The 24262-nt window shown below is 59.3% G+C and carries 20 protein-coding genes and 6 pseudogenes; 16 read left to right on the top strand and 10 right to left on the bottom strand.

The window, feature by feature from the left end:
- Nucleotides 1-168: 168 nt before the first annotated feature.
- The 3 genes from AACY52_RS16560 (at nt 169) to AACY52_RS16570 (ending at nt 2443) form a co-directional block, all read left to right on the top strand.
- Nucleotides 169-501: a transposase gene (locus tag AACY52_RS16560; RefSeq protein ID WP_005740947.1), complete on the top strand. Its 333-nt coding sequence runs from the start codon at nt 169-171 to the stop codon at nt 499-501.
- The gene (gene tnpB / locus AACY52_RS16565) at nt 498-833 is read left to right on the top strand and encodes an IS66 family insertion sequence element accessory protein TnpB (protein ID WP_031598365.1); all 336 of its coding nucleotides are present in this window, start codon (nt 498-500) and stop codon (nt 831-833) included. Before AACY52_RS16560 ends, tnpB begins: the two co-directional genes overlap by 4 nt.
- Nucleotides 834-916: 83 nt before the next feature.
- Entirely contained in the window at nt 917-2443 is a 1527-nt protein-coding gene (locus tag AACY52_RS16570; RefSeq protein WP_339506980.1) for an IS66 family transposase, read from the top strand.
- A 353-nt stretch (nt 2444-2796) separates the two neighbouring features.
- Here AACY52_RS16570 and AACY52_RS16575 read toward each other — a convergent pair whose 3' ends face one another.
- The 4 genes from AACY52_RS16575 to AACY52_RS16590 form a co-directional block, all read right to left on the bottom strand.
- The gene (locus AACY52_RS16575; RefSeq protein ID WP_339560627.1) at nt 2797-3717 is read right to left on the bottom strand and encodes a hypothetical protein; all 921 of its coding nucleotides are present in this window, start codon (nt 3715-3717) and stop codon (nt 2797-2799) included.
- A gap of 10 nt (nt 3718-3727) precedes the next feature.
- On the bottom strand, nt 3728-7240 hold the full coding sequence (gene tssM / locus AACY52_RS16580) for a type VI secretion system membrane subunit TssM (protein ID WP_339560628.1): 3513 nt from the start codon (nt 7238-7240) through the stop codon (nt 3728-3730).
- Nucleotides 7237-7983 carry a site-specific integrase gene (locus AACY52_RS16585; protein WP_339560629.1) on the bottom strand — a complete coding sequence of 249 codons (747 nt, stop codon included), beginning with the start codon at nt 7981-7983 and terminating at the stop codon, nt 7237-7239. Before AACY52_RS16585 ends, tssM begins: the two co-directional genes overlap by 4 nt.
- A gap of 72 nt (nt 7984-8055) precedes the next feature.
- A complete protein-coding gene (locus tag AACY52_RS16590) occupies nt 8056-8439 on the bottom strand; it encodes an Arm DNA-binding domain-containing protein (RefSeq protein WP_339560630.1) in 384 nt (127 codons plus the stop codon).
- A gap of 312 nt (nt 8440-8751) precedes the next feature.
- On the opposite strand from AACY52_RS16590, the pseudogene AACY52_RS16595 reads away from it, so the two are divergent.
- The 5 genes and pseudogenes from AACY52_RS16595 to AACY52_RS16615 form a co-directional block, all read left to right on the top strand.
- A pseudogene (locus AACY52_RS16595) lies at nt 8752-8922 on the top strand (nucleotidyltransferase domain-containing protein); the annotation flags it as partial.
- Nucleotides 8912-9275, top strand: a pseudogene (locus AACY52_RS16600) (DUF86 domain-containing protein). The pseudogenes AACY52_RS16595 and AACY52_RS16600, both read left to right, overlap by 11 nt.
- 371 nt (nt 9276-9646) lie before the next feature.
- Nucleotides 9647-10567 (top strand): ribokinase, encoded by a 921-nt coding sequence (gene rbsK / locus AACY52_RS16605; protein WP_339414933.1) that lies wholly within the window; start codon nt 9647-9649, stop codon nt 10565-10567.
- A 67-nt stretch (nt 10568-10634) separates the two neighbouring features.
- Nucleotides 10635-11966: an L-fucose:H+ symporter permease gene (gene fucP, locus AACY52_RS16610; protein ID WP_339540364.1), complete on the top strand. Its 1332-nt coding sequence runs from the start codon at nt 10635-10637 to the stop codon at nt 11964-11966.
- A complete protein-coding gene (locus AACY52_RS16615; RefSeq protein WP_339437257.1) occupies nt 11963-13036 on the top strand; it encodes an aldose 1-epimerase family protein in 1074 nt (357 codons plus the stop codon). Before fucP ends, AACY52_RS16615 begins: the two co-directional genes overlap by 4 nt.
- A 20-nt stretch (nt 13037-13056) precedes the next feature.
- Here the strand turns inward: AACY52_RS16615 and deoR are convergent, their stop codons facing one another.
- Nucleotides 13057-13857: a DNA-binding transcriptional repressor DeoR gene (gene deoR / locus AACY52_RS16620; RefSeq protein WP_370468031.1), complete on the bottom strand. Its 801-nt coding sequence runs from the start codon at nt 13855-13857 to the stop codon at nt 13057-13059.
- An 84-nt stretch (nt 13858-13941) separates the two neighbouring features.
- Between deoR and deoC the strand changes: the two genes are divergently transcribed.
- A complete protein-coding gene (deoC, locus tag AACY52_RS16625) occupies nt 13942-14625 on the top strand; it encodes a deoxyribose-phosphate aldolase (protein ID WP_339414930.1) in 684 nt (227 codons plus the stop codon).
- A 76-nt stretch (nt 14626-14701) separates the two neighbouring features.
- Here the strand turns inward: deoC and AACY52_RS16630 are convergent, their stop codons facing one another.
- Nucleotides 14702-15928: an MFS transporter gene (locus AACY52_RS16630; RefSeq protein WP_339414929.1), complete on the bottom strand. Its 1227-nt coding sequence runs from the start codon at nt 15926-15928 to the stop codon at nt 14702-14704.
- Nucleotides 15929-16208: 280 nt separating this feature from the next.
- Here AACY52_RS16630 and AACY52_RS16635 point away from each other — a divergent pair, with 280 nt between their 5' ends.
- Nucleotides 16209-16463 carry a hypothetical protein gene (locus tag AACY52_RS16635; RefSeq protein ID WP_339456429.1) on the top strand — a complete coding sequence of 85 codons (255 nt, stop codon included), beginning with the start codon at nt 16209-16211 and terminating at the stop codon, nt 16461-16463.
- A 54-nt stretch (nt 16464-16517) separates the two neighbouring features.
- On the opposite strand, the pseudogene AACY52_RS16640 reads toward AACY52_RS16635, so the two are convergent.
- Nucleotides 16518-16763 (bottom strand): annotated as a pseudogene (locus AACY52_RS16640) (LysR substrate-binding domain-containing protein); the annotation flags it as partial.
- Nucleotide 16764: 1 nt separating this feature from the next.
- On the opposite strand from AACY52_RS16640, the pseudogene AACY52_RS16645 reads away from it, so the two are divergent.
- Nucleotides 16765-18201 (top strand): annotated as a pseudogene (locus tag AACY52_RS16645) (methyl-accepting chemotaxis protein); the annotation flags it as partial.
- A 122-nt stretch (nt 18202-18323) separates the two neighbouring features.
- Here AACY52_RS16645 and AACY52_RS16650 read toward each other — a convergent pair.
- Complete coding sequence (locus AACY52_RS16650) at nt 18324-18641, bottom strand: type II toxin-antitoxin system RelE/ParE family toxin (protein WP_339560631.1); 318 nt, start codon at nt 18639-18641, stop codon at nt 18324-18326.
- A 345-nt stretch (nt 18642-18986) separates the two neighbouring features.
- Here AACY52_RS16650 and AACY52_RS16655 point away from each other — a divergent pair.
- A pseudogene (locus AACY52_RS16655) lies at nt 18987-19106 on the top strand (LysR family transcriptional regulator); the annotation flags it as partial.
- On the opposite strand, the pseudogene AACY52_RS16660 reads toward AACY52_RS16655, so the two are convergent.
- Both AACY52_RS16660 and AACY52_RS16665 read right to left on the bottom strand, forming a co-directional pair.
- A pseudogene (locus tag AACY52_RS16660) lies at nt 19098-19184 on the bottom strand (ABC transporter substrate-binding protein); the annotation flags it as partial. The pseudogenes AACY52_RS16655 and AACY52_RS16660 sit on opposite strands and share 9 nt — an antisense overlap.
- Nucleotides 19185-19240: 56 nt before the next feature.
- The gene (locus AACY52_RS16665; RefSeq protein WP_339414926.1) at nt 19241-20548 is read right to left on the bottom strand and encodes an MFS transporter; all 1308 of its coding nucleotides are present in this window, start codon (nt 20546-20548) and stop codon (nt 19241-19243) included.
- 236 nt (nt 20549-20784) lie between these two features.
- On the opposite strand from AACY52_RS16665, the gene AACY52_RS16670 reads away from it, so the two are divergent.
- From AACY52_RS16670 to AACY52_RS16685, 4 genes are all read left to right on the top strand, one after another.
- Nucleotides 20785-21507 (top strand): GntR family transcriptional regulator, encoded by a 723-nt coding sequence (locus AACY52_RS16670; protein ID WP_339414925.1) that lies wholly within the window; start codon nt 20785-20787, stop codon nt 21505-21507.
- Nucleotides 21504-22292 (top strand): SDR family oxidoreductase, encoded by a 789-nt coding sequence (locus AACY52_RS16675; RefSeq protein ID WP_339414924.1) that lies wholly within the window; start codon nt 21504-21506, stop codon nt 22290-22292. Before AACY52_RS16670 ends, AACY52_RS16675 begins: the two co-directional genes overlap by 4 nt.
- A gap of 67 nt (nt 22293-22359) precedes the next feature.
- Nucleotides 22360-23292, top strand: a complete 933-nt coding sequence (locus tag AACY52_RS16680) for a 3-keto-5-aminohexanoate cleavage protein (RefSeq protein WP_339414923.1) — start codon at nt 22360-22362, stop codon at nt 23290-23292.
- Between the two features lie 69 nt (nt 23293-23361).
- Nucleotides 23362-24240, top strand: coding sequence for an SMP-30/gluconolactonase/LRE family protein (locus tag AACY52_RS16685; RefSeq protein ID WP_339414922.1), 879 nt, complete (start codon nt 23362-23364; stop codon nt 24238-24240).
- Nucleotides 24241-24262: the final 22 nt, after the last annotated feature.

A 24262-nucleotide genomic window follows, 5' to 3' on the forward strand; every position in this document is an offset into this window, starting at 1 on the left:
TGCGCGACCTCTCTGTGACCTGCGCTCCCCGAACAGTAATCCTCAACAACCGACAATTTCGCCTGCTCTGTGTACTTTTTCATGACACCCCTGGATGTTGATGTCCAACATTTCGGGGTCAGATCAATATAAGTGGACACCATTTTTAGCCTTTTTAAGCGGACGCCCATGCCACAAGAACGCCGTTCCTATTCCAAGTCCTTCAAGGCCCAGGTCATTGCTGAGTGCGCCCAACCTGACACTTCAATTGCCAATGTCGCCTTGACCCACAACCTCAATGCAAACCTCGTCCATAAATGGATTCGGGTGCATGCGCAGAAAAACCTGACACTTCAAACCGCCTTCATCCCGGTCAAGACATCGCCGCCGGCGCCGATGCATCAGGCCCTTCCTGCTACGATCCTAATCGAAGTGCCGCATTCAAAAGGCGTGGTCGTGGTGCGTTGGCCGGCAGAAAATGCAGCGGCGTGTTCTGCTTTCCTGCGAGACCTGCTGCGATGATCCGCATCGACTCCATCTGGCTCGCCACCGAGCCCATGGACATGCGCGCCGGCACTGAAACTGCGCTGGCGCGGGTTGTGGCGGTGTTCGGTGCGGCGAAGCCGCACTGTGCTTATCTGTTTGCCAACCGTCGTGCCAATCGCATGAAAGTGCTGGTGCATGACGGCGTGGGGATTTGGCTTGCCGCCCGGCGTTTGAATCAAGGACGTTTCTTTTGGCCGGGCGTGCGGCACGGCTCTGAAGTCGAGTTGGATGCAGAGCAACTTCAAGCCTTGGTGCTCGGCTTACCTTGGCAACGCGTCGGTTCCGGAGGAGCCATCACGGTGCTCTAACTTGTCTGCCATGGCGCGCTTGCCAGCGCAATTGGCCCATCAGTCTATCGTCGCCACCAGCCCTCTCTGGCAAAATCGGCGGCATGACTTTGCATCCAAATCTCGATCAATTAAACCCTGAACAACTGCGTGCCCTGGCGGCGCAGTTGATCCAGCGCGTCGAGACAATGCACAAGCAAATCACCCATCACAAGTCGGTCAACGAGAAGCTGGCCCACGAGATCGCGCTGCTCAAGCGCTTCAAGTTTGCCAAACGCAGCGAGCAACTAAGTCCAGATCAGGCCAGCTTGCTCGATGACTTGATCGATACTGATATTGCCGCTATCGAAGCCGAGCTTAAGGCGCTGCAACCGACACCTGTCGAAGCCAAAGTGCGCCAGCAACCCAAGCGCGCACCGCTACCACCGCAGTTTCCTCGCACGCTGATCCATCACGAACCGGACAACAGCCGCTGCCAGTGCGGCTGCGCCCTCAAGCGCATTGGCGAAGATGCCAGCGAAAAGCTCGACTACACGCCAGGCGTGTTCACCGTCGAGCGTCATATCCGTGGGAAATGGGCCTGCGAGCAGTGCGAAACGCTGATCCAGGCGCCGGTACCGGCGCACGTCATCGACAAGGGTATCCCAACCGCGAGCCTGCTCGCCCACGTCATGGTGGCCAAGTTCGCCGATCATCTGCCGCTGTATCGCCAAGAGAAAATCTTCGGCCGCGCCGGATTGCCTATCGCCCGTTCGACCTTGGCGCAATGGGTAGGCAACTGCGGCGTGCAACTCCAGCCGCTAGTCGATGCGCTGCGCGAAGCCGTGCTGACGCACGGCGTCGTCCACGCCGACGAGACGCCGGTACAAATGCTGACGCCTGGTGCGAAGAAAACTCATCGTGCTTACGTCTGGGCCTATGCCACCAGTCAGTTCTCCGACTTGGCGGCGGTCGTTTACGACTTCAGCCCAAGCCGCGCTGGCGAACATGCCCGAGCCTTCCTGGGTAATTGGAACGGCAAGCTGGTCTGCGATGACTTTGCAGGCTACAAGGCAGGCTTTGAACTGGGCGTTACGGAGATCGGCTGCATGGCCCATGCGCGCCGAAAGTTCTTCGACTTGCATGCGACCAACAAGAGCCAGATCGCCGAAAAAGCGCTGCACTACATCGCGGCCTTGTACGAAGTTGAACGAGAAGTCCGCGAGCTGGAACCGGGTGATCGACAGCGAATACGGCAGGAAAAAGCAGCGCCAATCGCCGACGCACTTCATATCTGGATGATCGCCCAAAGACAGCTTGTGCCTGAGGGTTCGGCCATCGCCAAGGCGCTGGATTACAGCCTCAAACGCTGGATAGCGCTGACGCGCTATCTCGATGACGGTGCTGTGCCCATAGATAATAACTGGTGCGAGAATCAAATCCGGCCGTGGGCTCTTGGGCGCTCGAACTGGCTGTTCGCGGGCTCGTTACGCAGCGGTAAACGTGCGGCGGCGATCATGAGTTTGATCCAGTCGGCGCGGCTCAACGGACATGATCCGTACGCTTACTTGAAGGATGTTCTTACACGCCTGCCGACGCAGCGGGCGAGTGAGATTGCGGAGCTGCTGCCACATAAGTGGCAACCGGTTTAGTTACGCAATGCGTGATGCCCGGACGGATACATTTTTAGGGCAGGAACCAAGGGTTCTGCTACGCTCTTGACGGCTGTATGCCTTAGGCCTTACGTCGTCGAGTGATTCGAATCACGTGGTGAGGGTCGCATCTGAGAATTCCGATACGCCGTGGATCGGTGAGCACTTATAGTATTCATAGCGACGTTTGGCAGCTCCAGGGCTGAGATGGCTAAGTCAGGCGTTTGTTGTTGCTTACAGCTCCCGTAAAGGCTCCCAATTTCCTCACCATTGAGCAGACCTCTGATTCGGATTCGTATTTTTAGAATGCGACGAAGATTTTAGCGATATCATTTTGAGTCGATTACGCTCATTTACTGTTGCTGCACCGGTGTATGGTAAGCGATCCATAAACCCCACCTACCACCGCCGCTCGACACACCTGCCGCACGTGGGGCACTGATCTGGAGCACGCGGTAGCTGAAGAGCGGCGGCTTTCCTTTTCCCTTGCGCTTGCGATTGATCAACTTCGGTGCGGCAATCTCTGCCGTGGTGACATTGGCGCAGTTGAGCACCACGCAGGTTTGCAGCAGCATTGACACTTCATCACGGGTGTCGGACAGGACTCTCGCGGCCACTTCTGCTCCAGAAGAGTGTTCCAACGCTTCTGCTGCAATCTCCGGCAGCAGCAGGAACGGCGATACGCGAAACTGGCGCAGTTTGCTTAGTGGCAACCCGGCGGCGATGTAGGGTTCGGTCAATAGCTGATTAGTCAGGCTAGCCTCGCCAGGAACGTAGTCACTGACTTCGTTTTCATGGGGCACGAAAGCGCCGCCCATGGGCAGCTTCCATAGCCCGGTACGATCTTCCCAGTACAGGGGGATGACGATCACCCCGCCGCGCTCTTCCTGTAGAAAGCCCCGGGTATCCGGCAGCCAATTGGCGACTTCCGGGGACATCGTCAAGCACAGGGCGATGCGCTTGGATGAGCGGATACCTCCCTGCTTGTCACCACCAGCACCATCCGGCCAGAGCCAGGGGGCTTCAAGGGCTACCACTGGATACGGCAGGCGAGCCATATCGACATGTGCCTGGCGCAGCTCGTTCATGTCTACCAACTCGGCGCAGTTGGGCAGCAGGAATTTCACGCTGTCACGCAGTTGCTTCGCTACAAACGTGTGGGCCGTACGAATACCGGGAAGATCCTGGCTCAGCAACGGTAGGCACACCTCCAGTTGCTCCAGGGCCTGAGTCGCATAGTTCAAGCTGCGGACGTGATCGGTCTTATCCATCATGCGGAACTCCTCAGCGCTGTGTGACGCTGTCAGTAGCTTTTTTCCTGCCGCGCTCTTCCAGCAGCGTTCTCGGCAGCACAAACCCTTCAAAACTGCGCTGGGTGATCGGGTTGTTGGCCTTTTCTGCCCCAATGCGATAGCGCATCAACCCATCCGCAACTGCAAAGGTCAGGTCCACGCTGGTGTCGGTCCTGCCATTGAGGTGCCCGCGGCTGAGCAGGCGGAACAGTGACCACGGCCCGCGATAGCTAAGGCTGGCGGTGTTACCGGTGCTGTGCACCAGGGGCAGTTGGCTGCCGTTGGTGTTGCCCAGACTGTTGGGCCACACCAGCCCGGTGCGTTGCGGCGCGCCATGCTGGTAAGGGATCAGTTGGCCGTCGACGCTGAGCATGCTGCTCAGGCGGGTGGCGCTCAGGGCCAGAGGTTCGATGGTGAGTTGCACGGCCAGGTGGCCACGATGGTTGAAGAAGGTGTCGCGGATGCGCTCGACCTTTTTTAGCTGCTCCAGCACGTCGCTGCGCACTAGGTAGCCGCCGAGGCTGTCGGAGTACAGGGCGTCGAGGTTGTCTTTGAGGAACACGTTCAGGTATTGATCGTGGAATTGCTGCAGGCGCCCCTGTGGGCCGAAGAAGGCTTCGAAGTCTTCCAGCGAGGCGTCCTCGCCGCTGGCCTTGAACGGGTAGCGGCCTGCCAGGCGGTCGCGGTAGAAGCTGTAGATTTCACTGTCCCAGCGTTTTTCCAGTTCGCGCAAGGCGGCAATCACCAGTACCTGTGAGGTCTGGTCGGCGAGTTTTTTGACGTGCTGGTTCAGCGGTTCGGGCAGGCCCACGGCGACGCGTTGCAGGTTGGCAATCGGGTCAGCGCCGTCCAGGGAGAAGCGGTTGAGTACGGTTTTCAGCGCCGCCTTGCCGGGGTCGGGGTTGTCGTGCACGGTTTTGGCATAGTCGTAGACGGCACTGACCGAACGCAGGGTTTCTTCGTAGTAAGACGGCTGTTCGCCTCGTGCGCTGATCAGCTCTGAAAGACTGGAGAATGCGCGCCGAATCCCTGCTGCCTGTTGTTGCCCCTCCGACACCTTGTCCAGCTTGAGCGGCGCTTGCCCTTCAGCCAAAGGCACGGCCGGGTAGATCACGCTGTTGTCGCGCAGGGTTTCCAGCAACCGTCGTAGCGGTGCGGCCGGGCCGGTGACTTGTTCCAGGACCGCCACGCCGTGGCTGAGGTCGTCGAAGTCGGTGACCGCGAACTGATTCAGTGCGCGTCGCCAGCTGTCCACGTAGTCGGCGCTGTACAGGGCGCGGATACGTTGGGTCAGCACTTTGCGGTCTTCGGCTGAGTAGTCCAGGCGTTGTCGTTCACCGAGCACCCACTGGTCAATCATGGCCAGTTCGATGATGCCCTCGGTGCCGGGTTCGAAGTAGTCCTTGAAACCCTTGGCGGTGAGCAGCGGCGGCAACTGCAGGCCACTGCCCTCTTGATCGGTGTTCAGTGGGCGGTAGACGATATCGAATGCCGGGCCGACCTCATTGCGCAGGTCCAGTGGGCGGTGCAAACGCTCCAGGGCATCCTGTTTCAGGCTCATGTAGACCCGTTCGGCCATGGGTAACTGGCGCAGTTGCTGTTGCACCTGGGCGATACGTTCGCGGTAGTGCGGCAGGTCGGCGTCGGCGTATTTCAGCGCGTAACCCAGGTGCCCCATCAAGTCGGCCTGCAACTGGCCCTGGCCCGGATAGGCGCGCTGCCATTGCTTGGCGACCCATTCTTCGACGATGGCCGGGCGGCGGTTTTGCCGTTCTTCGAGCATGCGGTAGACGCGCAAGGCCGCCAGTTGCTGATTGCTGCCGGCGGGTGCGGTGTTGATGGCATCCAACACACCGCTGGCAATCGCCGGCAGAAAGCGTTTGGACAACAGATTCAGATACGCCTCATCCACCGTGGGACCAATCGCCCTCCCCTGATACAGGCCCATATCCGATAGCAACGGCCACGCCTCGCGGTAGTCGCCATACACCAGCACCGCATCGCGGATCTGGTCCAGTGGCACCAGCAGGTTGCGACCGGTGGTGTCGACCTTGGCGTCAATGTCTCGCCCACTGAAGTCCTGGCTCTTAGCCAAGACGCTGGCAGCCTTGTCGCGGTTGATATTGAAGTAAAACTGCCAGGTTCCGATGACCACCAGAGCGCCCAAGGACGCGACACTGAACCCGGCGATCAGCCGCCGCCGTTTGTTGCGGGCGACCTTGATGTTGTCGCCCGCCAGGCCCGCTTCGGGATAGATCACCCGTTGGAACAGTTGCTGGGCAAAGTAGATCGCCGTGCCACCGGCCGGTTTGACCTCTGGTGGCGGTGGCGGCAGTTGATAGGCTTGCCCCGCTTCTTTGACGAAGGCGTTGCTCAGGGTGCCTTGCTGCAAGACCGAGGAAAAATACAACCCGCGCACCAACGCCGGTGTGGTGAAACGATCGCTGCCGAGCATTTCACTGAGGAAGCCGAACAGGGCCGGGCGCAAGCCCGCCATCTGATGCATCAGCGCCTGCAAGCGATCACACTCATCCAATGTGCGCGACGCCCTGGTGCTGTTGAAAACCTGCTCGCTCAGGCAGTCAACAAAGGTTTGGTATTGATGCGTCAGCTCCGCCAGCCAGGCATCAAAATCATCCACCGCGTCCAGACTGAAGGTGAAGCCCAGCAGGTCTTCGCGGCCACTGCGCGATAACCGGGCGAAGAATTCTTCGAAGCCTTCCAGCAGGTCGAACTTGCTCAGTGTGATGTACACCGGCAAGCGCGTTCCCAATTGCCGCGTCAGTTCAAACAGCCGGGTGCGCAGCAAGTTGGCGTGGGCCTTGCGCTGTTCGGGACGTTGCGCCAGCAAGGCTTGCACATCGATCACCAGCACCACGCCGTTCAATGCCCGCCGACTGCGGTTGCGCGTTAGCCAGTCGAGCAGGTGCGACCAAAGGCGCGGGTGAGTGCCGGGAGGCAGTACCGGTTTGACCTTGCCCTGCACGGCTCCCGACTGCGCAGCATCGTCACCGGTTGGCTCCGGATGGCTGAGAAACTCACCCGGCGGGTCGATCAAAACTGCTTCGTCGCCAATCCACCAATCCACCGGATAGGCCAGTTGCTCTTCCTGATGGGCCCTGACCCCAGCCTTGGTCACATGGGACAAGGCAAAGCTCTGATTGGAGCGCGTGATCAGGCTGGTCTTGCCGGCATTTTCCTCACCCAGCACCAGGTACCACGGCAGCTGATAGAGCGAGCGGCGGCGCTCCATGTTGTTCAGCAAATTGCCCAGGCTCCGATCCAGGGACCGTTCCTGCGCCTCGATATAAGGCAGGCAAGGATCAGCCTGCACCGCCGCCTCATGCTGACGTTCAACCTGCAAACGCTGGTAACGATTGCGCACCCGCCACGCCCAGATCAGCAGCGGTACCACCAGCACCACGACACTGGCCGAGATCCGCATCGCCAACTCACCCAGCGGCTGACGCTCACGTCTGCGCTGCCAGCATGGGCTGAAGCTCATTTTGATTGTGTATTCAGATACCTGCCCCAATGCTCCATCATGACCCGACGCTTCTCGAAAAGGTCTCCCCGCGCATAGGCTGCCTCGGTCTTGTCCCTGATCGTATAAGCAAGGGCGGCTTCTGCCACCTCCCGTGGGTAGTCGGTCGTTTCCCTGGCCCAGTCCCGAAAGGTGGAGCGAAAGCCGTGTGCGGTGAGGTCTGGACGCTCTAGCCGCCTCAGGAGTTGAAGCAAGGCCATGTGGGAGAGGTGAGTACCGGTTTTGTTTTCGGGGAAAAGGTAGTCTGACTCGTTCGATGCATCCTTGATCAGAGGGCGGAGCAGCTTGATGGCCTGCGGGCAGAGCGGAATGCGGTGCTCCTTCGGAACCTTCATGCGCTCGGCCGGAATCGTCCAGACCTTGGCGTCCAGATCAACTTCGGCCTTGCAGGCACCAATGGTCTCGCTCGTGCGAGTCGCCGTCAGGATCAGAAGCTCGAATGCCCTGGCCGCTACACCGTCCAGTGCGCGCAAGGTATGAACAAACGTGCTGGCCTCTTCATAGGGCAGGGCAGCGTGGTGTTTGACCTTCTGGATCTTGGATTTGCGTGGTAGCAGATGGTCCAGGTGGCCCTTCCAGCGCGCCGGGTTCTCCCCTTTGCGATAGCCGCGAACCGTCGCCCAATCCAACACGGACTCAATGCGACCACGCACGCGCGATGCGGTTTCAGTCTTTACCGTCCAGACCGGCTCAATCACTTGCATGACCAGTCCCGTGTCGAGGGTACTCACCGGCAGGCTGCCGAACACCGGGCTAGCGTAGGCGTCCAGCGTGCTCTACCATTGAGCGGCGTGCTTGGCGTTCTTCCAACTGCTGCGGTGGGCGGCGATGTACTTCTTCGCGCACTCGTCGAAGGACAGTTGATTGGCTTGGTCGGCCTTCCTGGTAGCCACCAAGTGGCGCTTCTCATCCAGAGGATCGATGCCGTCGAGCAGCTTCCTTCTACAGTTGAGTGCCTTGGTTCGCGCTTCGGCCAGGCTGACCGTATGAAGCGGTCCAAGACCCATGCCTCTGGCCTTGCCACTACGCATGTAACGAAACAACCAAGATTTGACGCCAGCCTTAGTGACTTGCAGGTAAAATCCCACGCCGTCGCAGTACAGGCCTGGTTTTTTCGTACGTGAAACCGACAAAGCAGTTAGGCGGAAGATAGTTTTCATGGTGATCTTGACCCACGAATTGACTATCAAAACCCTAGGTTATTTGGGTGGTTGTTGAAAGCCCCTGTCAGGCGAGTGGTTTTTACAATGTTCAGCGATTCAAGGGGTTGCGTGGACATTTTGGCTGTTGATGGACTTTTCTGGAAGAGCGCCGCTTGGGTCACTCTCTCCGCCAAATCGTCCTATCTCTCCGCCATTATTGAATAACGAAAACCCCCGATAACTTAATTGTTGTTGGGGGTTTTTTGTGTGGGGCAGAAATTTCAAGATGAATCCTGCTACGGTCATTTATCAGATGGCATCATGGGCCGTAACACCGTCATGCGATACCCAGTCATAACAACAGGGCGACGGCTCTGGAACAAGGACAGTCAGGCGCGTATTTTCGAGAGCTATATCCTCAGTGAAAAAACCGCGCTGGACGCTGCACGAGCGGGGCTGCTATCCGATATTCAGAAGGGCGGAAAAGTGCATGGCCGATGATGTGCTAATCAACAACGCCTCGAGCATTGAGCGCCGTGTCGCTTGCGCCCGCGAGGAGTACGCAAAGGACCCTGCCAGTTTCGCTACTGACTTCACCCGTCAGGACGCAGCGATTCTTAATATTCAACGTGCGTGCGAAGCGGCGCTGGATATGGGGCAGCATCCTGTTGACCAACCTGAAGAGCATGGTCGGTTTTCGCAATATCGCCGTGCACGAGTATCACCCCCTCCAATTGCCGATTACCGTTGCGATCATCACTCAGCATTTGGGTGATTTTTTGGCGTTCAGTTCATTTATCCTGATTAAGGATGCGAGTCAGTCAAGCGCTACCCCAGACACTCGAGTCAGATGAAGAGAAAGCCTGCAGAACTCAATGTTCAGCAGGCGTTTTAGTCGGTGCTCCTCCCTTCTGAATGTTCCCGTGATTTACTCCCCAGGGCCCTTAAGCGCCTTCGGCCTGCCATTGCGTGGGCACTGTTTTTTCAACGTTAAACCGTCAGGTTCGCTGTCGTTTTTTACACATCAGCCAAGCCTTCGAACGAACCGAGCGCCTTCGCACGGCGTCGTCCCCTCCGTTAATTCGCGCTTCCTCTCATCAGCGCATCAGCCCAACGTTTCCGCATTCACAAAAAATAGGTTGAATAGTCACAGAAAATGTTATTTAAATAACAAAAATAATAACGCTGTGGTGCCTGCCACAGCGTGCACAAGGTAAAGATATCCATGAATAAGATCGCGGTCATCGGTAGCAACATGGTGGATTTGGTTACCTATATCGACCGAATGCCCCGTCAGGGCGAGACACTTGAGGCTCCGAGCTTTGCCATGGGCTGCGGCGGCAAGGGGGCGAACCAGGCAGTGGCGGCGGCCAAGCTTGGCAGCGAAGTGTTGATGCTGACCAAGTTGGGCGATGACATGTTTGCCGATAACACCCTGGCCAATTTTCAACGCCATGCCATCGACTCGCGCTACGTCACGCGGGTGCCGGGGGTGTCCAGCGGCGTGGCGCCAATCTTTGTGCAGAGCGATTCCCACAACAGCATCCTCATCGTCAAAGGCGCCAACGCGCACTTGAAGCCGGCTGATATCGACGCCGCGGACGCGGCTTTACGCGAATGCAGCCTCATCGTCCTGCAGTTGGAAATCGACTTGGCAACCGTCTACTACGCCATCGAGTTTGCCAAACGGCACGGCATTCCGGTGTTGCTCAACCCGGCCCCTGCGGTCGCGGGTTTGAGCCGCGAGCATCTGGCGCAGCTGGATTTTTTCATTCCCAATGAAAGCGAACTGTCACTGATCACCGGCAAGTCGGTCGAGGGGCCTGAGAGTGCGTTACTCGCCGCGCGGGTGTTGGTCGCCCAGGGTATCCGCCACGTTATCGTCACCCTCGGCGAGCATGGCGCGCTGTATGTGGGCGAGGAGGGTGAGTTCCATGTGCCTGGGCGCGAGGTCGAGGCCCGGGACACCACCGGCGCTGGTGATGCCTTTATCGGTTGCTTCGCCCACTACTGGACCCAGCAGGGCGATATGCGTGCGGCCATGACCCGGGCGGTGGCGTATTCCGCCTGTTCGGTCACCGGCCTCGGCACCCAGAGTTCCTACCCCGACGTTGCCCGGTTCGCCGAGTTTTTTGACCCGTCCTGAGTCGTCTATCACCGATGTCGGCCATCCCTGTATGGCTGACGCGCCGTATACCCCACGGAGAATAACAATGACAAAAGTCCCGCTCCAACAAACTGCCGATGGTTTTTATCTCAATCGCACGCCCTGGTTCGCGTTTTTGCTGCTGTGCAGTATTTTCGCCCTGTGGGCGGCGGCGGCCAGCATGAATGACGTGCTGATCGCGCATTTCAAGAAAGCCTTTTTGCTCAGCGATTTCCAGACCGCGTTTGTGCAGTCGGCGTTTTACCTGGGCTACTTTTTCGTCGCGATTCCGGCGGCCTTGGTGGTCCGTCGCTTCGGTTATAAAAGCACGATTCTGGTGGGTTTGATGCTCTACATGGCGGGCTGCGCGCTGTTCTTTCCTGCCGCATCCAGCGCCACCTACGGCATGTTCCTGATGGCGCTGTTTGTGATCGCGTGCGGGCTTTCGTTTCTCGAAACCGCCTGCAACACCTACTCGACCTTGATGGGCCCGCGGGAGACCGGCACCCGCCGCCTGAACATCTCGCAGACCTTCCACCCGTTCGGCGCCATGGCCGGGGTGTATGTCGGCAGCTTCGTGATGTTCAAGGACACCGATGCGACCCACGAACAACTGACCCAGATGAGCGCCTCTGAGGCGGCTATCCAACAGTTGGAAATGATCCAGTCGACCCTGCTGCCGTACAAGTGGATGATCGCGGTGCTGGTGCTGATGTTTATCCTCATCGCCATCACCCGCTTCCCCGCGTGCCGGGGCAACGTCAAGGCTGATGTGAAAAAGCCCAGCCTCGGCCAGAGCCTGGCGCGCCTGTCGCGTAATCCGCGCTTTACCTTCGGCGTGCTGGCGCAGTTTCTGTATGTGGGTGCCCAGGTGGGTGTTTGGAGCTTCACCATTCGCCTGGCGATGCAGATGGGCGGGATGAACGAGCGCAGCGCGTCATGGTTCCTGCTGACGACCTTTGCCGCTTATTTCGTCGGCAAGATGATCGCCAATCTGTTGATGCGCAAGCTGCACCCTGCCAAGGTCCTCGCCATCTACGGCGTGCTGACAATTGCCTTGCTCGCCTACACCATCCTGGTACCGAATATCAGCGCGGTGTACGCAGCGGTCGCGGTGAGCATTTTCCTCGGGCCGTGCTGGCCGACCATTTATGGCCTGACGATTGAAGGACTGGGCGAAGACACCAGTGTCGGCGGTTCTCTGCTGGTGATGAGCATCGTCGGCGGCGGGGTGATTCCGGTGTTCCAAGGCCTGCTGTCAGATGCCACTCACGGCAATATGCAGTTGGCCTACAGCGTGCCCCTGCTGTGTTTTGTGGTGATTGTGGCCTACGCCTATTCCTGCATGCGTCACAGTCGCGCCGCGCAGCCTCGGGCTGGCGCTGTGGTGGCCTCATGAAAACCTTCACGCTGGCCTTGTCTCCCGAGCAGTTCAGCGGCGTCGAAAAGACCCTGCTGCAATCGGCCGATTTTCGCGTGCTGGCCTGGACCTACCCCAGTGGGGTCAAGGCGCTGGCGTTGGAAAATGCCCGCGGACGCGTAGTGGCCTTGCCTTACCAGGGGCAGATGATCTGGTCCGCGACCTTCGACGGTTGCGAGCTGACCATGCGCAATATGTTTCGCCAGCCCAAGCCCAGTTCGACGGTGATCGGCACCTACGGCTGTTTTATGTTCCACGCCGGGCTGCTGCGCAACGGTTGCCCGGCCCCGGCCGACGACCACCCGCTGCACGGCGAAATGCCCTGCGCGCCGATGGACGCCGCCTGGCTGGAAGTGGGGGAAGACGCCGCTGGCCTTTACCTGCGCCTAGGTGGTGACTACGAGTATGTGCAGGGGTTTGGCGACCACTATCGGGCCACACCCACGCTGACCCTGCGTGTCGGCTCGGGGGTATTTGATATTGGCATGGCGGTCACCAATCTTGCGGGCAAGGCCATGGAACTGATGTATATGGCCCACATGAACTACGCCTACATTCCCGGCGCCAGCCTGGTCGAGCCCTTGGCCGGCGCCCGTGTCCGGGTTCGCAGCAGCGTGCCGGCCCACGTCAAGCCAACTCCCGAGTGGTCGGCCTATATGGCTGAGTTGAGCCAGGACCCCTTGCGCTTGAACACCCTGGACAGCCCCGCGCTGCAGGATCCGGAAATTGTCTGTTTCTTCGAAGAGGTGCCCGGCGATGCTGCAGGTCATGCGCATTTTCTACTGGACCATCCCGAAGGTTCGGCGTTTTACACCCGCTATCGGCCCGATCAGTTCTCCCATGCCACCCGCTGGATCCTGCATAACGCCGACCAAGGTGTCGCCGCATTCGTCTTGCCCTCTACCTGCGAACCCGAGGGCTACCTGGCGGAAAAAAACAAAGGCAATGTGCGCTCATTGGCCGGCGGGCAACGTGCGCTGTTCAGCGTGAGCACCGGTTATTTGTCGGCTGAAGAACGTTGCCGCCTACGGGATGAATTGGGCGGCTGATGAGGCGTGGCGAGGGAGGTTCACACCACCCATTGCGCGCCGTATTGCGTGATCAGCTCACGGTATGGTTTGGGCAACTTCTTATCGGAGACCACCACGTTGAATTGTTCCAGGGTGGCGAAATGCGCGGTGCGCACGACGTCGAACTTGCTGTGGTCGGCCAGCAGCATGCGGTGCTGGGCCTGGCGCAAGACCTTCTGTTTGACCGCCACTTCATTGAAGTTGAAGCAGGTCACGCCGAAGGTTTCGCTGACGCCTGCGGCCGAGATGAATGCCCAGGTCAAGCGCACGTTGTCGAGGATGCTGCTCTCGTTGGCATGGTCGAACACTTGGTTCTTGCGATGGAAGGTGCCGCCACACAGGACGATCGTGCAGTTGGGTTTTTGCGCCAGCTTGAGCAACACGTTGAGCGAGTTGCAAACCGCGGTGAACTCAAGTTCATCGGGGATGAAATCAATCACAAAGGGCACCGTGGTACCGCAGTCGAAGAATACCGTGTCGCCGCGCTTGATAACCGCGGCCGCGAGCTTGCCGATGCGGCGTTTCTCTTCCACATGCCGAGTGCCTTGCTCCGTGACTTTGTAGTCGGGCGCGCCTTCCGGGTCGAATGCGAGCGTGATATGCCCGCCGAGTAGATGGAACTTGTCCGGGTAGCGGTTGAGATCCCGGCGCAGGGTCATTTCCGAGACTTCCAGCAACGCGGCCATCTCCCGCAGATGGATCGCCTTTTGGTCCTGCAGGGCTTGTTGGATCAGTTTGATGCGTTCTGATTGTTTGCTTTCCACAGGTATTCCGATCGGCCAGTTATGTTGTAATTGCATCATTTATTGGTATTATATTAACATTCGCTGGGCGCGTCTTCTAACACATTCGCCCATCGTGCTCCTTAACCAGGAACGGATTTCATGACCTCAATCACACCCGCAGCACTTGCACCGTTTATCGATCACACCTTACTGGCGCCCGACGCGACGCGGGAGCAAATTGCAGCGTTATGCAAAGAAGCGCAGGAATATGGGTTCTATTCCGTGTGCGTGAACTCGGGCCAGGTGCCTTTTGCCGCTCAGTTGCTTGCAGGGCAGAAGGTCAAAGTCTGCGCAGTGATCGGGTTCCCACTGGGTGCGGGGCTGAGCGAGAGTAAAGCCTTCGAAGCCCAACAGGCAATTGCCGTGGGCGCGGGAGAGATCGATATGGTGCTCAATATCGGCGCCCTGCGCGAAGGGCGCCTGGATACAGTGCGCGACGATATCGCCGCCGTGCATCAAGCTTGTGGTGCGGTGCCGCTGAAAGTGATTCTCGAAACCTGCCTGTTGGACGAGGAGCAAAAGATCCGGGCCTGCGAAGTCTGCCGTGAACTGGGCGTGGCTTTCGTCAAGACGTCGACGGGCTTCAGCCGCGGTGGCGCCACCGCTGAAGACATCGCCCTGATGCGCCGCGTCGTCGGCCCGCAGATGGGGGTCAAGGCGTCAGGTGGGGTGCGCGACTATGCGGCTGCAGTGGGCATGATCGAAGCCGGCGCCACCCGCCTAGGCACAAGCTCGGGGGTGAGCATTGTCAGTGGCAAGCTCGAGGATGCGGCGGGTTACTGAATTCGTTTTGTACCCGACCATTTAAAAAGCCTGCTGAACTCAATGCTCAGCAGGCTTTTTAATGGGGACTGGTCTGTCAGGCAGGTTGGGCCGCGAGGCTGTTACTCACATTACGCCCCAGCACCAACACTGTGGCAAACCCACATCCCACCAACGCCGTAGCCAAGCTTAACAACACTGAACTGCCCATCTGATCGACGATCCGCCCGCCAAAGAACGAGCCCAAGGCAATGATCACCTGGAACAAGGCGACGAACAGCGGCATGCCGCGTTCCACATCCTTGGGCGCGACCACAAACATCCAGATGCTGGCGCAGGCCGGGAAGGCGCCAAAGGCGAAACCCCAGAGCGCAATGAGTATCGCTGCGCCGGTCAAACCGGTGGCGAAGTGGGGGAACAGCGCGGTGCTGGTGCCGATCATCAGCGCGACCAGCAGCAGGGTGTAGCGCACGCTGCGGTTGGCGGCGAAGCCGGCGAAAATGTTACCCGCGACCCCTGCCACACCAAACATCAACAGCAGCGAGCCAATTGTCGGGCCATCGAAGCCGGCGCTGTTTTTGAAGAAAGGTGCGACATAGGTATACGCGGCAAAGTGCGCCAGGCCGATCAGCAATACGGCGATCAGTCCGACCCGAGCCCGTGGGTTGATAAACAACGCCGGCAGGTCACTGACGTGAATGGCCTTTTCCGGGTTGAGCCGGGGTAGCAGGAAGACCTGCGCCAGGACCACCGGTATGCCCAACAGCGCGGTGACCAGGAAGGTCATGCGCCAGCCCATCAGGCCGCTGAGCCAGGTCCCTACGGGCACGCCCAGTACGGTGGCCAGTGTCACCCCCATCATGATGATCGATGTGGCTTTCGCTACGCCCACACCCTTGGGGGCCAGGCGGCCGCTGAGGGCAATGGCCGTCGCCCAGAAACCGCCGATGCTGATACCCAGCAAGACGCGGCCGAACAGCAGCAGGCTGAAGTCACTGGCGAAGGCCACGACTGAGTTGGCGATAATCATGACCAACGTCAGGCCGATCAGCAGATAGCGACGGTCCATGGTGCCAATGATCACCGACAGCAGGGGGGCGGCGAGGGCGGCCATGATGCCAGGCAGGGTGACCATCAGGCCTGCGTGGCCGGCAGTGATGCCCAGGTCGCTGGCGACGTCGTTGAGCACGCCCACGGGCAGAAACTCACTGGTGACCAAGGCGAACGCGCCCACGGCAACCGAGAGAATTGCCAACCACTGCTGTTTGACACTTTGTTGATTATGTTCGGGAAGGCCGCGAGGGGCCTGGCTGGCACTTGGCATGGTTGGGTTCCAGGATGAGCGTCGCCTGAAGCCAGGCGAGGGGGAGGTAATTTGGACGCGATTATAGGAATCAGTGTTGAACATCGGGCAGGCGCTCGTTTCGATAGTAATCATCAGTGCAATCGATACGACGCTCTAGCACGCACTACACGTTCAATGCACCTTTCGTACAGGCTTTCAAAATGCTGCCTACGAGCAGCGCATTGCGGTACTCCCGGCAACTTATTACTTTGTGGTAGCGCTCGAGATCGGGCGCCTCCAACCGCAAAGGAACTGCATCGTGAACAAAAATACGAAAGAAACCACCGGCAAGATCGCGACGTTGGCGGCGGAAGTGCTCACCAGCCAAAGCGCCTCAACCATTGCCAAAAGCCTCGCCGCTTCAGCTTTAGCCCAAAAAGGCACCGACAAGCAGACGAGTGCAGAGATGGAGCAGAAAGCTGGAAAGGTGCTGGGCAGCGATAAATACAGCGAAGATACCAAAGCGCTTGCCGCCTCGGTTCCGTCTCAAGCGAACAAGGAGCGCGGAAGCTAAGTCACCCCGCTAGATAGGAAAGGCCCGGTAGTCGAATCGGCTACCGGGCCTCAGTCATCGCCCAAGCCGTTCTGACAGGCTCTCGATAAACACCGTTTGCGCCCGACTCATCTTCTGTTCCCGATTCCACAGCAAATGAATATCCACGTCCGCGATCCCCTCATCTGGCGGCAGCCGCCACAGCAGCCCGTTCTTCACATCCTCTGCCACCACATGAATCGGCAAACAGCCCAAGCCAAACCCGGCAATCACCAACCGACGCACTTCTTCCGGGCTTGAAGAGGGCGCCACGATCCGTCCGCGCATTCGTACAATCTCTTTGCGCATGGCGTTGGATCCGAATCCCGCAAGCCTTCCACAATACCGCAGCCAGATGGACACCCGCAGCCAGGACCTGGTCAAAAGGCTGGCTGACCTCGAGGCGGTGATCGACACCCCTGAGGTACGCTCGCTCTATGACCAGTTCCAGGTTTCGCTGCGCCTTTACCAGCAGGGCCTGGCCCAATCTTTCGTCCTTGCCGACAAGCAGCAGGGCGCCGAACTCAACAAGCTGCTGCTGGTGGACATGAAAACGGTGATTGATGGCTCCGGTGCGCAGCTCAATGCCCTGGCCGACTGCTACAACGCGCAGATCAACCAGCAGGGACAGGTGGCCGAGGCGCAGTACGGTCGTTCGCGCACCATGGTGTTCGGCTTCGTGCTCCTGGCGGCGTTGAGCACAGTGGCGCTGGCGTGGTTGCTGACGCGCAGTATTGTCGGCCCGCTGAGCCATGCGGTGCGGGCTGCAGAAAACGTGGCCCATGGCGACCTGACCCAAACGGTGGCTGTTACCGGTGACGACGAAGTGACCCGCCTGCTTGTAGCACTCAAGACCATGCAAGCCAACCTGCGCGGGACCTTACAACTGATCCGTCAGTCGGCGGGGCATATGGCATCGTCCGCCACCGACCTGAATGGCATCACTGATCAAAGCAGCCGCAGCCTGCAAAAACAGACCGCTGAAATAGAGCAAGCCGCCACCGCCGTCAACGAGATGACCTCGGCGGCGGATGAAGAAGCGCGCAATGCGGTTTCCACCTCAGAGTCCACCCGCCTCTCTAATGAAACGGCGCGCGAAGGCCAGCACCGTGTCGGCGAAACCGTCAGCGCCATTCAGGCCCTGAGCACAAATATTGGTGAAACCTCGACGCTGGTGCAGACCCTCGCTGAACAATCGCGTGATATCGGCAAAGTGCTCGACGTGATTCGCTCCATTGCCGAACAGACCAACCTATTGGCCCTCAATGCCGCCATCGAGGCTGCCCGGGCCGGTGAGTCCGGACGTGGCTTTGCGGTCGTGGCTGACGAAGTGCGTGCACTGGCACACCGTACGCAGCAGTCGACGCTGGAGATCGATCAGATGGTGACCGCGATGCGCACGGGGTCTGACCATGCGTTGACATCAATGCAGTCCAGTACCCAGCGCGCTGCCGCTACCTTGACCATGGCTGAAGGTGCGGGAGGCGCGTTGAGTCAGATCACCGACTCCATCGACCAGATTCACCAACGTAACCTAGTCATTGCCAGCGCCGCAGAAGAGCAGGCTCAGGTTGCCAAGGAAGTCGACCGCAACATCGTCAACATTCGCGACTTGTCGGCGCAGTCCTCATCCGGCGCCGGGCAGATCAATGGGGCGAGTCGCGAGCTGGCGCAGTTGGCAGTTTCGTTGAGCGAGGCGGTGGCGCGTTTTCAGCTATAGCGCGATTTACGGTGAAGGCGTGTGAGCATCGGGCACCCATTCCAACACCCGGTTCCTCCCGCCTTCGGCCAGCAGATAACTCCCTCGACCGGTCGGCACAATGATCACCCTTGTTGTCGGGGCTAACCCCAATCGCTTTGCAACATTGCCGTGTAGTCTTTGCCACCGTAAAACACACCCGGTATCGACACCGTTTCGGAATCGGGCCCTACCATGAACGCGATGACGGTGGTGCGTCGACAGTGAGTGATGCGCAACTCGGGTAGCAGGTCGTCACGGCAAGTGCCACGCAAGGGAAACAGGGAAAGCCTTTCGCAGTAGCCGATGAGATTGTCGATAAAGCGCGCAGCAGTAGAGGGGCGCGCGGCATCGCTGACACAGTCTTCAAGGGCGTCGAGTTGCGCCAAGGCTTGAGGCGAAAAGACGACCGTGTAGCTCACGTTTTCCCCGTGTCTTTTCGCTGACGCTGGGTCGAGCGCATTTGGAAGTCCGCCGAGGTTGGGTAGGATTCAATCCTACTGGACCATTGACGTGATGCAAGAAGCAACTGATCGATGCCGATATCCGGCGACTCGTCGTCTATCCAGAAGTGATGGGTTTCCATGAGTGTGTACGTCTCCCGTTGTGTAGGTCAGGTCGCAAGTATTGACCCATTTCAACGATTGCGTGGCCGCAGAAACCCAATAACCCACTGATATGTATGACTTTATATTTGTAGCAAGGTGATAGCGGCAAAGTCATCGGTCCCCCTGCAACGTAGCGCCCACGCGCCCACGATGATCGGGCTGGTATTGCCGCAGGTGATGCGTAATATGGGCTTGATAAAACGCCGCGGGCGGACCTTGCCGCCAGCGGCGCTGGAGTTGGAGCGGTGGGTGCGGGAGATGCCGTTTCGGTCAGCGTGACACCGGGTCCAGCCCGGTGGATTGCACCACGGGTTGCGCCTGAGGCGATGACAAATATTGAAGCAGCGCTTTGGCTTGGGCCGTCAGCGCCATCGCGCTGAGAGCCACCGCCGCCAGGGTGTTGAGCAGTGGCTTCATTGTGCAGCCTCTTGCATCACCTGCCCTCGGGCGTTGGCGTGGCGATACAGCGCCAGGGTCGAGCACAGCGCACACGCCGCAGCAAACATCATCCAGTAGGCGGGCGACGCTTTATCGCCAGTGATGTGAATGAACCACGTGGAGATCGCTGGGGTGAACCCACCAAAAATCGCCGTCGCCAGGCTATAGGCCAGGGAGAAACCCGCCACGCGCACTTCCACCGGCATGATTTCAGTGAGGGCCGGGATCATGGCCCCGTTGTACATGCCGTAGAGGAAGGAGAACCACAGCAGGGTTTCCAGCATGTGCGCGAAGCTGGGTGCGTTCACGACGTAGGACAATGCTGTATATGCCGTCAGAACGGTCAGTACAGTCATGGCGATCAGCACCGGCTTGCGGCCGAAACGGTCGCTCAAGGTGCCGCCGATCGGCAGCCAGATAAAGTTCGACACCGCCACCAACAAGGTCACCAGCAGGGCGTCGGAGGTGCTCAGTTGCAGCACGGTCTTGCCGAACGTCGGCGCGTACACGGTGATCAGGTAGAACGCCGTCGTGGTCATGGCCACCATCAGCATGCCACCGATCACCACGGTCCAGTTCTTCACCAGGGTCGCCAGCACTTCGCGCAGGGTTGGACGGTGCTTGCGATTGGCGAACTCTTCAGTTTCCTGCAGGTTGCGACGCAGGATGAAGATGAACGGGATGATCACGCAGCCGATGGCGAACGGAATGCGCCAGCCCCAATCGGCGACCACAGCGGGCTCCATCCACACGTTCAGGCCATAACCCAATGCGGCGGCGATCACGATGGAGATCTGTTGGCTGCCCGACTGCCAGCTGGTGTAGAAGCCCTTGCGTCCTGGCGTTGCCATTTCGGACAGGTACACCGACACGCCGCCCAGTTCCGCGCCGGCCGAGAAGCCTTGCAGCAAACGGCCCAGCAAGACCAACAAAGGTGCCCACAGGCCAATGGTGTGATAACCGGGCACCAACACGATCAGCAGCGTGCCGCTGGCCATGATCGACAGGGTCACGATCAGCCCTTTGCGGCGCCCGACGTCATCGATGTAGGCGCCCAGGATGATTGCGCCCAACGGACGCATCAGGAAGCCTGCGCCGAATACGGCGAAGGTCATCATTAATGACGCAAACTCATTAGCGGCAGGGAAGAACGCGGCAGCAATGTAAGTGGCGTAGAAACCGAACAGAAAGAAGTCGAACTGTTCGAGGAAGTTACCCGAAGTAACGCGAAAAACCGCGCCAACTTTAGAATGGGCAGATTCGGGCCGGTTAGGGCTAGTCATGGTTTTGTGTCTCCAGCGGTCTTTTTAAAGTGCTTGATTCGCCTATGACCGAGGATAGTGGCTGACACATTTAGAAATGAAAAGTAACAAATTTGGATGGATTGATGTTTGTTAGCTATCAATCCGCAGCGCAGTCCAAATGTCGTAGCGCACCTATGAAGCCGGGAAACTATTTGACATATTTGATTTGTGATCACATATTGGGGCCATAAGAACGACAACACAGGTTTTGCCTCATGACAGACAGTCCGCTCCTCCTGCCCACCCTGCGCCAGGTGTCCCGCGATACTTTGCAAGACCAGGTCTATCGCCAGATCCGCGAAGCACTGATGAGTGGCCGTTTTCAGCCAGGCCAGAAACTCACCATCCGCGGCCTCGCCGAAGCCCTCGGTTCCAGCCCGATGCCGGTGCGTGAAGCCCTGCAACGCCTCAGCGCCGAAAACGCCTTTGAAGTCACCGAAACCTCCCGTCTGCGCGTACGCCTGATGACGGTAGAACGTCTGCGTGAAATTCGTGATACACGGGTCGCCCTTGAAGGTTTACTGGCCGAAAAGGCCGTGCTGCTCCTGCAAAAAGCCGACCTCGACGAAATCACCGACCTCTGCCAACAGATGCAGCACGCCGCCGACGAAGTCGATGTGTCCCGCTACCTGTGGACCAACTTTGCGTTTCACCGGCGTATCTATGCCGTGGCCCAGGCCGAGTTGACCATGGCCGCCGTGGAAAACTTCTGGCTGCACATGGGCCCGTGCTTTGCGCTGGTCGCCCCGGATAAAGCTCACCTGCAACGCTCGATGGAGGCGCACACGCGCATCGTCGAAGCGCTGGCTGCCCGTGATGGCGCTGGCGCGCGCGCGGCGGTGACCGATGACATCATGCAGGCCGCCGATTCCCTGGCGCGCCTGCTCGTCAAGAACGACCGTTCGCGGTCGTCTGTTTCAGGAGGTAAACGTGCATGAGTGTCCTACAACGGCTGCAGCCCTATCCTGGGTTACGTGTGTTGATTTCCGGTGGGGCTGCCGGCATTGGTGAAGTGCTGGCGGCGGCCTATCTCGAAGCCGGTGCCCAGGTGCATGTGTGTGATGTGAGCGAGCCCGCCCTGGCAGCGTTTCGCGACAAATACCCTGGCACGGTCGGCACCCGTGCCGACGTCAGCGATGCCGCGCAGATCGAGGCGGTGTTCAAGGTGCAGCACGAGCATTTCGGCGGCCTCGATGTGCTGGTCAACAACGCCGGAATCGCCGGGCCTACTGGCGGGATCGATGCCATCAGCGACGCCGAGTGGCAAGCCACTATCAACATCAATCTCACCGCGCAATACCGCTTTGCCCACCACGCGGTACCGATGCTCAAGGCGTCGCCCCACGGCCATCTGCTGCATATCGCCTCGGTGGCGGGGCGTTTGGGCTACGCGTGGCGTACCCCGTATGCGGCGACCAAATGGGCGATTGTCGGTTTGATGAAATCCCTGGCCTCGGAGTTGGGCGAGAGCGACATCCGCGTCAACGCCTTGCTGCCTGGCATCGTCGAAGGCCCGCGCATGGACGGCGTGATCCGCGCCCGTGCCGAGCAGGTCGGTGTGCCCGAAGCCGAGATGCGTCAGGAATACCTCAACAAGATTTCCCTCAAGCGCATGGTCACCGCCGAAGACGTGGCCGCCATGGCGTTGTTTCTCTGTTCACCCGCCGCGCGCAACGTGACCGGCCAGGCGATCAGCGTCGACGGAAACGTCGAGTACCTGTAAGTCACGGAAGAACACCTCGCGCTTTACCCAGGATTTTTTTCATAAGAATAAAAGTCGGAGAATCGTCATGTCCAAAAAACGTCCTGTCATCATTACCTGCGCTGTCACCGGCGCGATTCATACGCCGTCGATGTCACCGCATTTGCCGATTACTGCGCAGGAAATTGCCGATGCCGCCATCGGTGCCGCTGAAGCCGGCGCTGCGATTGTTCACCTGCATGCCCGTGACCCGAACGACGGCCGTCCGAGCCAGGACCCCGCACTGTTCACCGAATTCCTGCCGCAAATCAAAGCCGCCAGCGAAGTAGTGATCAACATCACCACGGGTGGCGCACCGACCATGGGCGTGGAAGAACGCCTGCAACCGGTGATGCAGTTCAAGCCGGAATTGGCCTCGCTGAACATGGGCTCGATGAACTTCGGGCTGTACGAAATGCTCAACCGTTTTACTGACTTCAAGCACGATTGGGAAAGGCCATACCTGGAAGAAAGTGACGACCGGATCTTCCGCAATACCTTCCGCGACATCACTCACATTCTCAACGCCTGCGCCGAGAACCGCACCCGTTTTGAGATCGAGTGCTACGACATCGGTCACCTCTACACCGCTGCCCATTTCCTGGAGCGCGGCTTGCTCAAGCCACCCTTGTTTATCCAGTCGGTGTTCGGCCTGCGCGGTGGCATCGGCGGGCACCCGGAAGATCTGGCGCACATGCGACGTACCGCCGACCGCCTGTTTGGCGACGACTACGTGTGGTCGATCCTCGGCGCCGGACGTGGGCAGATTCCGTTGGCGACCATGGGCTTGTCCATGGGCAGCAATGCGCGGGTTGGCCTGGAAGATTCACTGTGGGACGGTCCGGGAAAACTGGCGGCGTCGAATGCCGACCAGGTACGGCGCATTCGTACGGTGATCGAAGCCCTGGGGCATCGCGTCGCCACGCCGGACGAAGCGCGGGAAATTCTTGGGCTCAAGGGGCGCGACCAGGTCAACTTCTAAACACACACACACAGGGCCGCGGCAAAGCGCGGCCTGTATCCCGCACAACAACAATAAGGGGATCACACCATGCGTATCGAAGTGCTTGTCGACGTCAAGACCACCCTGGGCGAAGGCCCGGTGTGGGACGTCGAGCAACAACGTTTGTACTGGATCGACAGCGCCGACGGCCGCATCCTGCGCTGCACCGACGACGGCCGTGAATTGCGTGCCTGGGAGGTGGGCCAGAAAATCGGCTCCATGGCCCTGCGCCACAACGGTGAGAGTGCCATCGTCGCCCTGCAAAACGGCGTGCACACCCTCGACCTCAACAGCGGCGAGCTCAACCTGATCATCGACCCGGAACCGCAGTTGCCAAACAACCGCCTCAACGACGGTAAGGTCGACCGCCAGGGCCGCTTCATCTTCGGTTCGATGGACACGCTGGAGGACAGCGCCAGTGCCAAGCTCTACCGGCTCGATGCCGACCTGAGCCTGCACACCCTGGACGAAGGCATCATCGTGTCCAACGGCCCGTGCTGGAGCCCGTCGGGTGAAACCTTCTACTTCTGCGACACCTGGTCCGGCGATATCTGGGCTTACGACTACGACCTCACCACCGGCAACGTGAGCAACCGCCGCACCTTTGCCAACGTCGACACCCGCACGGGTGGCGCCGCCGATGGCTGCACCGTGGATGCCGAAGGCTGTCTGTGGCAAGCGCTGGTCTACGCCGGAAAACTGGTGCGCTACACCCCCGATGGCCAGGTCGACCGCATCATCCCGATGCCAGTGAAAAAGGTCACCAGCCTGACCTTCGGCGGGCCGAATCTCGACACCCTGTTTGTGACCTCCATGGCCAAGCCGCCGCTGCCGCGTTTCCCGGCAGACGGCCAGCAGCGCGGTGCGCTGTTCGCCATTACCGGGTTGGGCGTGCAAGGAATAGCTGAGCGAAGGTTCGCCAGCTAGCGCGTTTTTTCAATAAGGCATA

Source organism: Pseudomonas sp. EA_65y_Pfl1_P113 (assembly GCF_963970525.1).
In the GTDB taxonomy this organism is placed as follows: Bacteria; Pseudomonadota; Gammaproteobacteria; order Pseudomonadales; family Pseudomonadaceae; genus Aquipseudomonas; species Aquipseudomonas tritici.

Coding starts and splice junctions, on each gene's coding strand:
- AACY52_RS16560 (WP_005740947.1), top strand. CDS start 169: ATGCCACAAGAACGCCGTTCCTATTCCAAGTCCTTCAAGGCCCAGGTC.
- tnpB (WP_031598365.1), top strand. CDS start 498: ATGATCCGCATCGACTCCATCTGGCTCGCCACCGAGCCCATGGACATG.
- AACY52_RS16570 (WP_339506980.1), top strand. CDS start 917: ATGACTTTGCATCCAAATCTCGATCAATTAAACCCTGAACAACTGCGT.
- AACY52_RS16575 (WP_339560627.1), bottom strand. CDS start 3,717: ATGATGGATAAGACCGATCACGTCCGCAGCTTGAACTATGCGACTCAG.
- tssM (WP_339560628.1), bottom strand. CDS start 7,240: ATGAGCTTCAGCCCATGCTGGCAGCGCAGACGTGAGCGTCAGCCGCTG.
- AACY52_RS16585 (WP_339560629.1), bottom strand. CDS start 7,983: ATGCAAGTGATTGAGCCGGTCTGGACGGTAAAGACTGAAACCGCATCG.
- AACY52_RS16590 (WP_339560630.1), bottom strand. CDS start 8,439: ATGAAAACTATCTTCCGCCTAACTGCTTTGTCGGTTTCACGTACGAAA.
- rbsK (WP_339414933.1), top strand. CDS start 9,647: ATGAATAAGATCGCGGTCATCGGTAGCAACATGGTGGATTTGGTTACC.
- fucP (WP_339540364.1), top strand. CDS start 10,635: ATGACAAAAGTCCCGCTCCAACAAACTGCCGATGGTTTTTATCTCAAT.
- AACY52_RS16615 (WP_339437257.1), top strand. CDS start 11,963: ATGAAAACCTTCACGCTGGCCTTGTCTCCCGAGCAGTTCAGCGGCGTC.
- deoR (WP_370468031.1), bottom strand. CDS start 13,857: ATGCAATTACAACATAACTGGCCGATCGGAATACCTGTGGAAAGCAAA.
- deoC (WP_339414930.1), top strand. CDS start 13,942: ATGACCTCAATCACACCCGCAGCACTTGCACCGTTTATCGATCACACC.
- AACY52_RS16630 (WP_339414929.1), bottom strand. CDS start 15,928: ATGCCAAGTGCCAGCCAGGCCCCTCGCGGCCTTCCCGAACATAATCAA.
- AACY52_RS16665 (WP_339414926.1), bottom strand. CDS start 20,548: ATGACTAGCCCTAACCGGCCCGAATCTGCCCATTCTAAAGTTGGCGCG.
- AACY52_RS16670 (WP_339414925.1), top strand. CDS start 20,785: ATGACAGACAGTCCGCTCCTCCTGCCCACCCTGCGCCAGGTGTCCCGC.
- AACY52_RS16675 (WP_339414924.1), top strand. CDS start 21,504: ATGAGTGTCCTACAACGGCTGCAGCCCTATCCTGGGTTACGTGTGTTG.
- AACY52_RS16680 (WP_339414923.1), top strand. CDS start 22,360: ATGTCCAAAAAACGTCCTGTCATCATTACCTGCGCTGTCACCGGCGCG.
- AACY52_RS16685 (WP_339414922.1), top strand. CDS start 23,362: ATGCGTATCGAAGTGCTTGTCGACGTCAAGACCACCCTGGGCGAAGGC.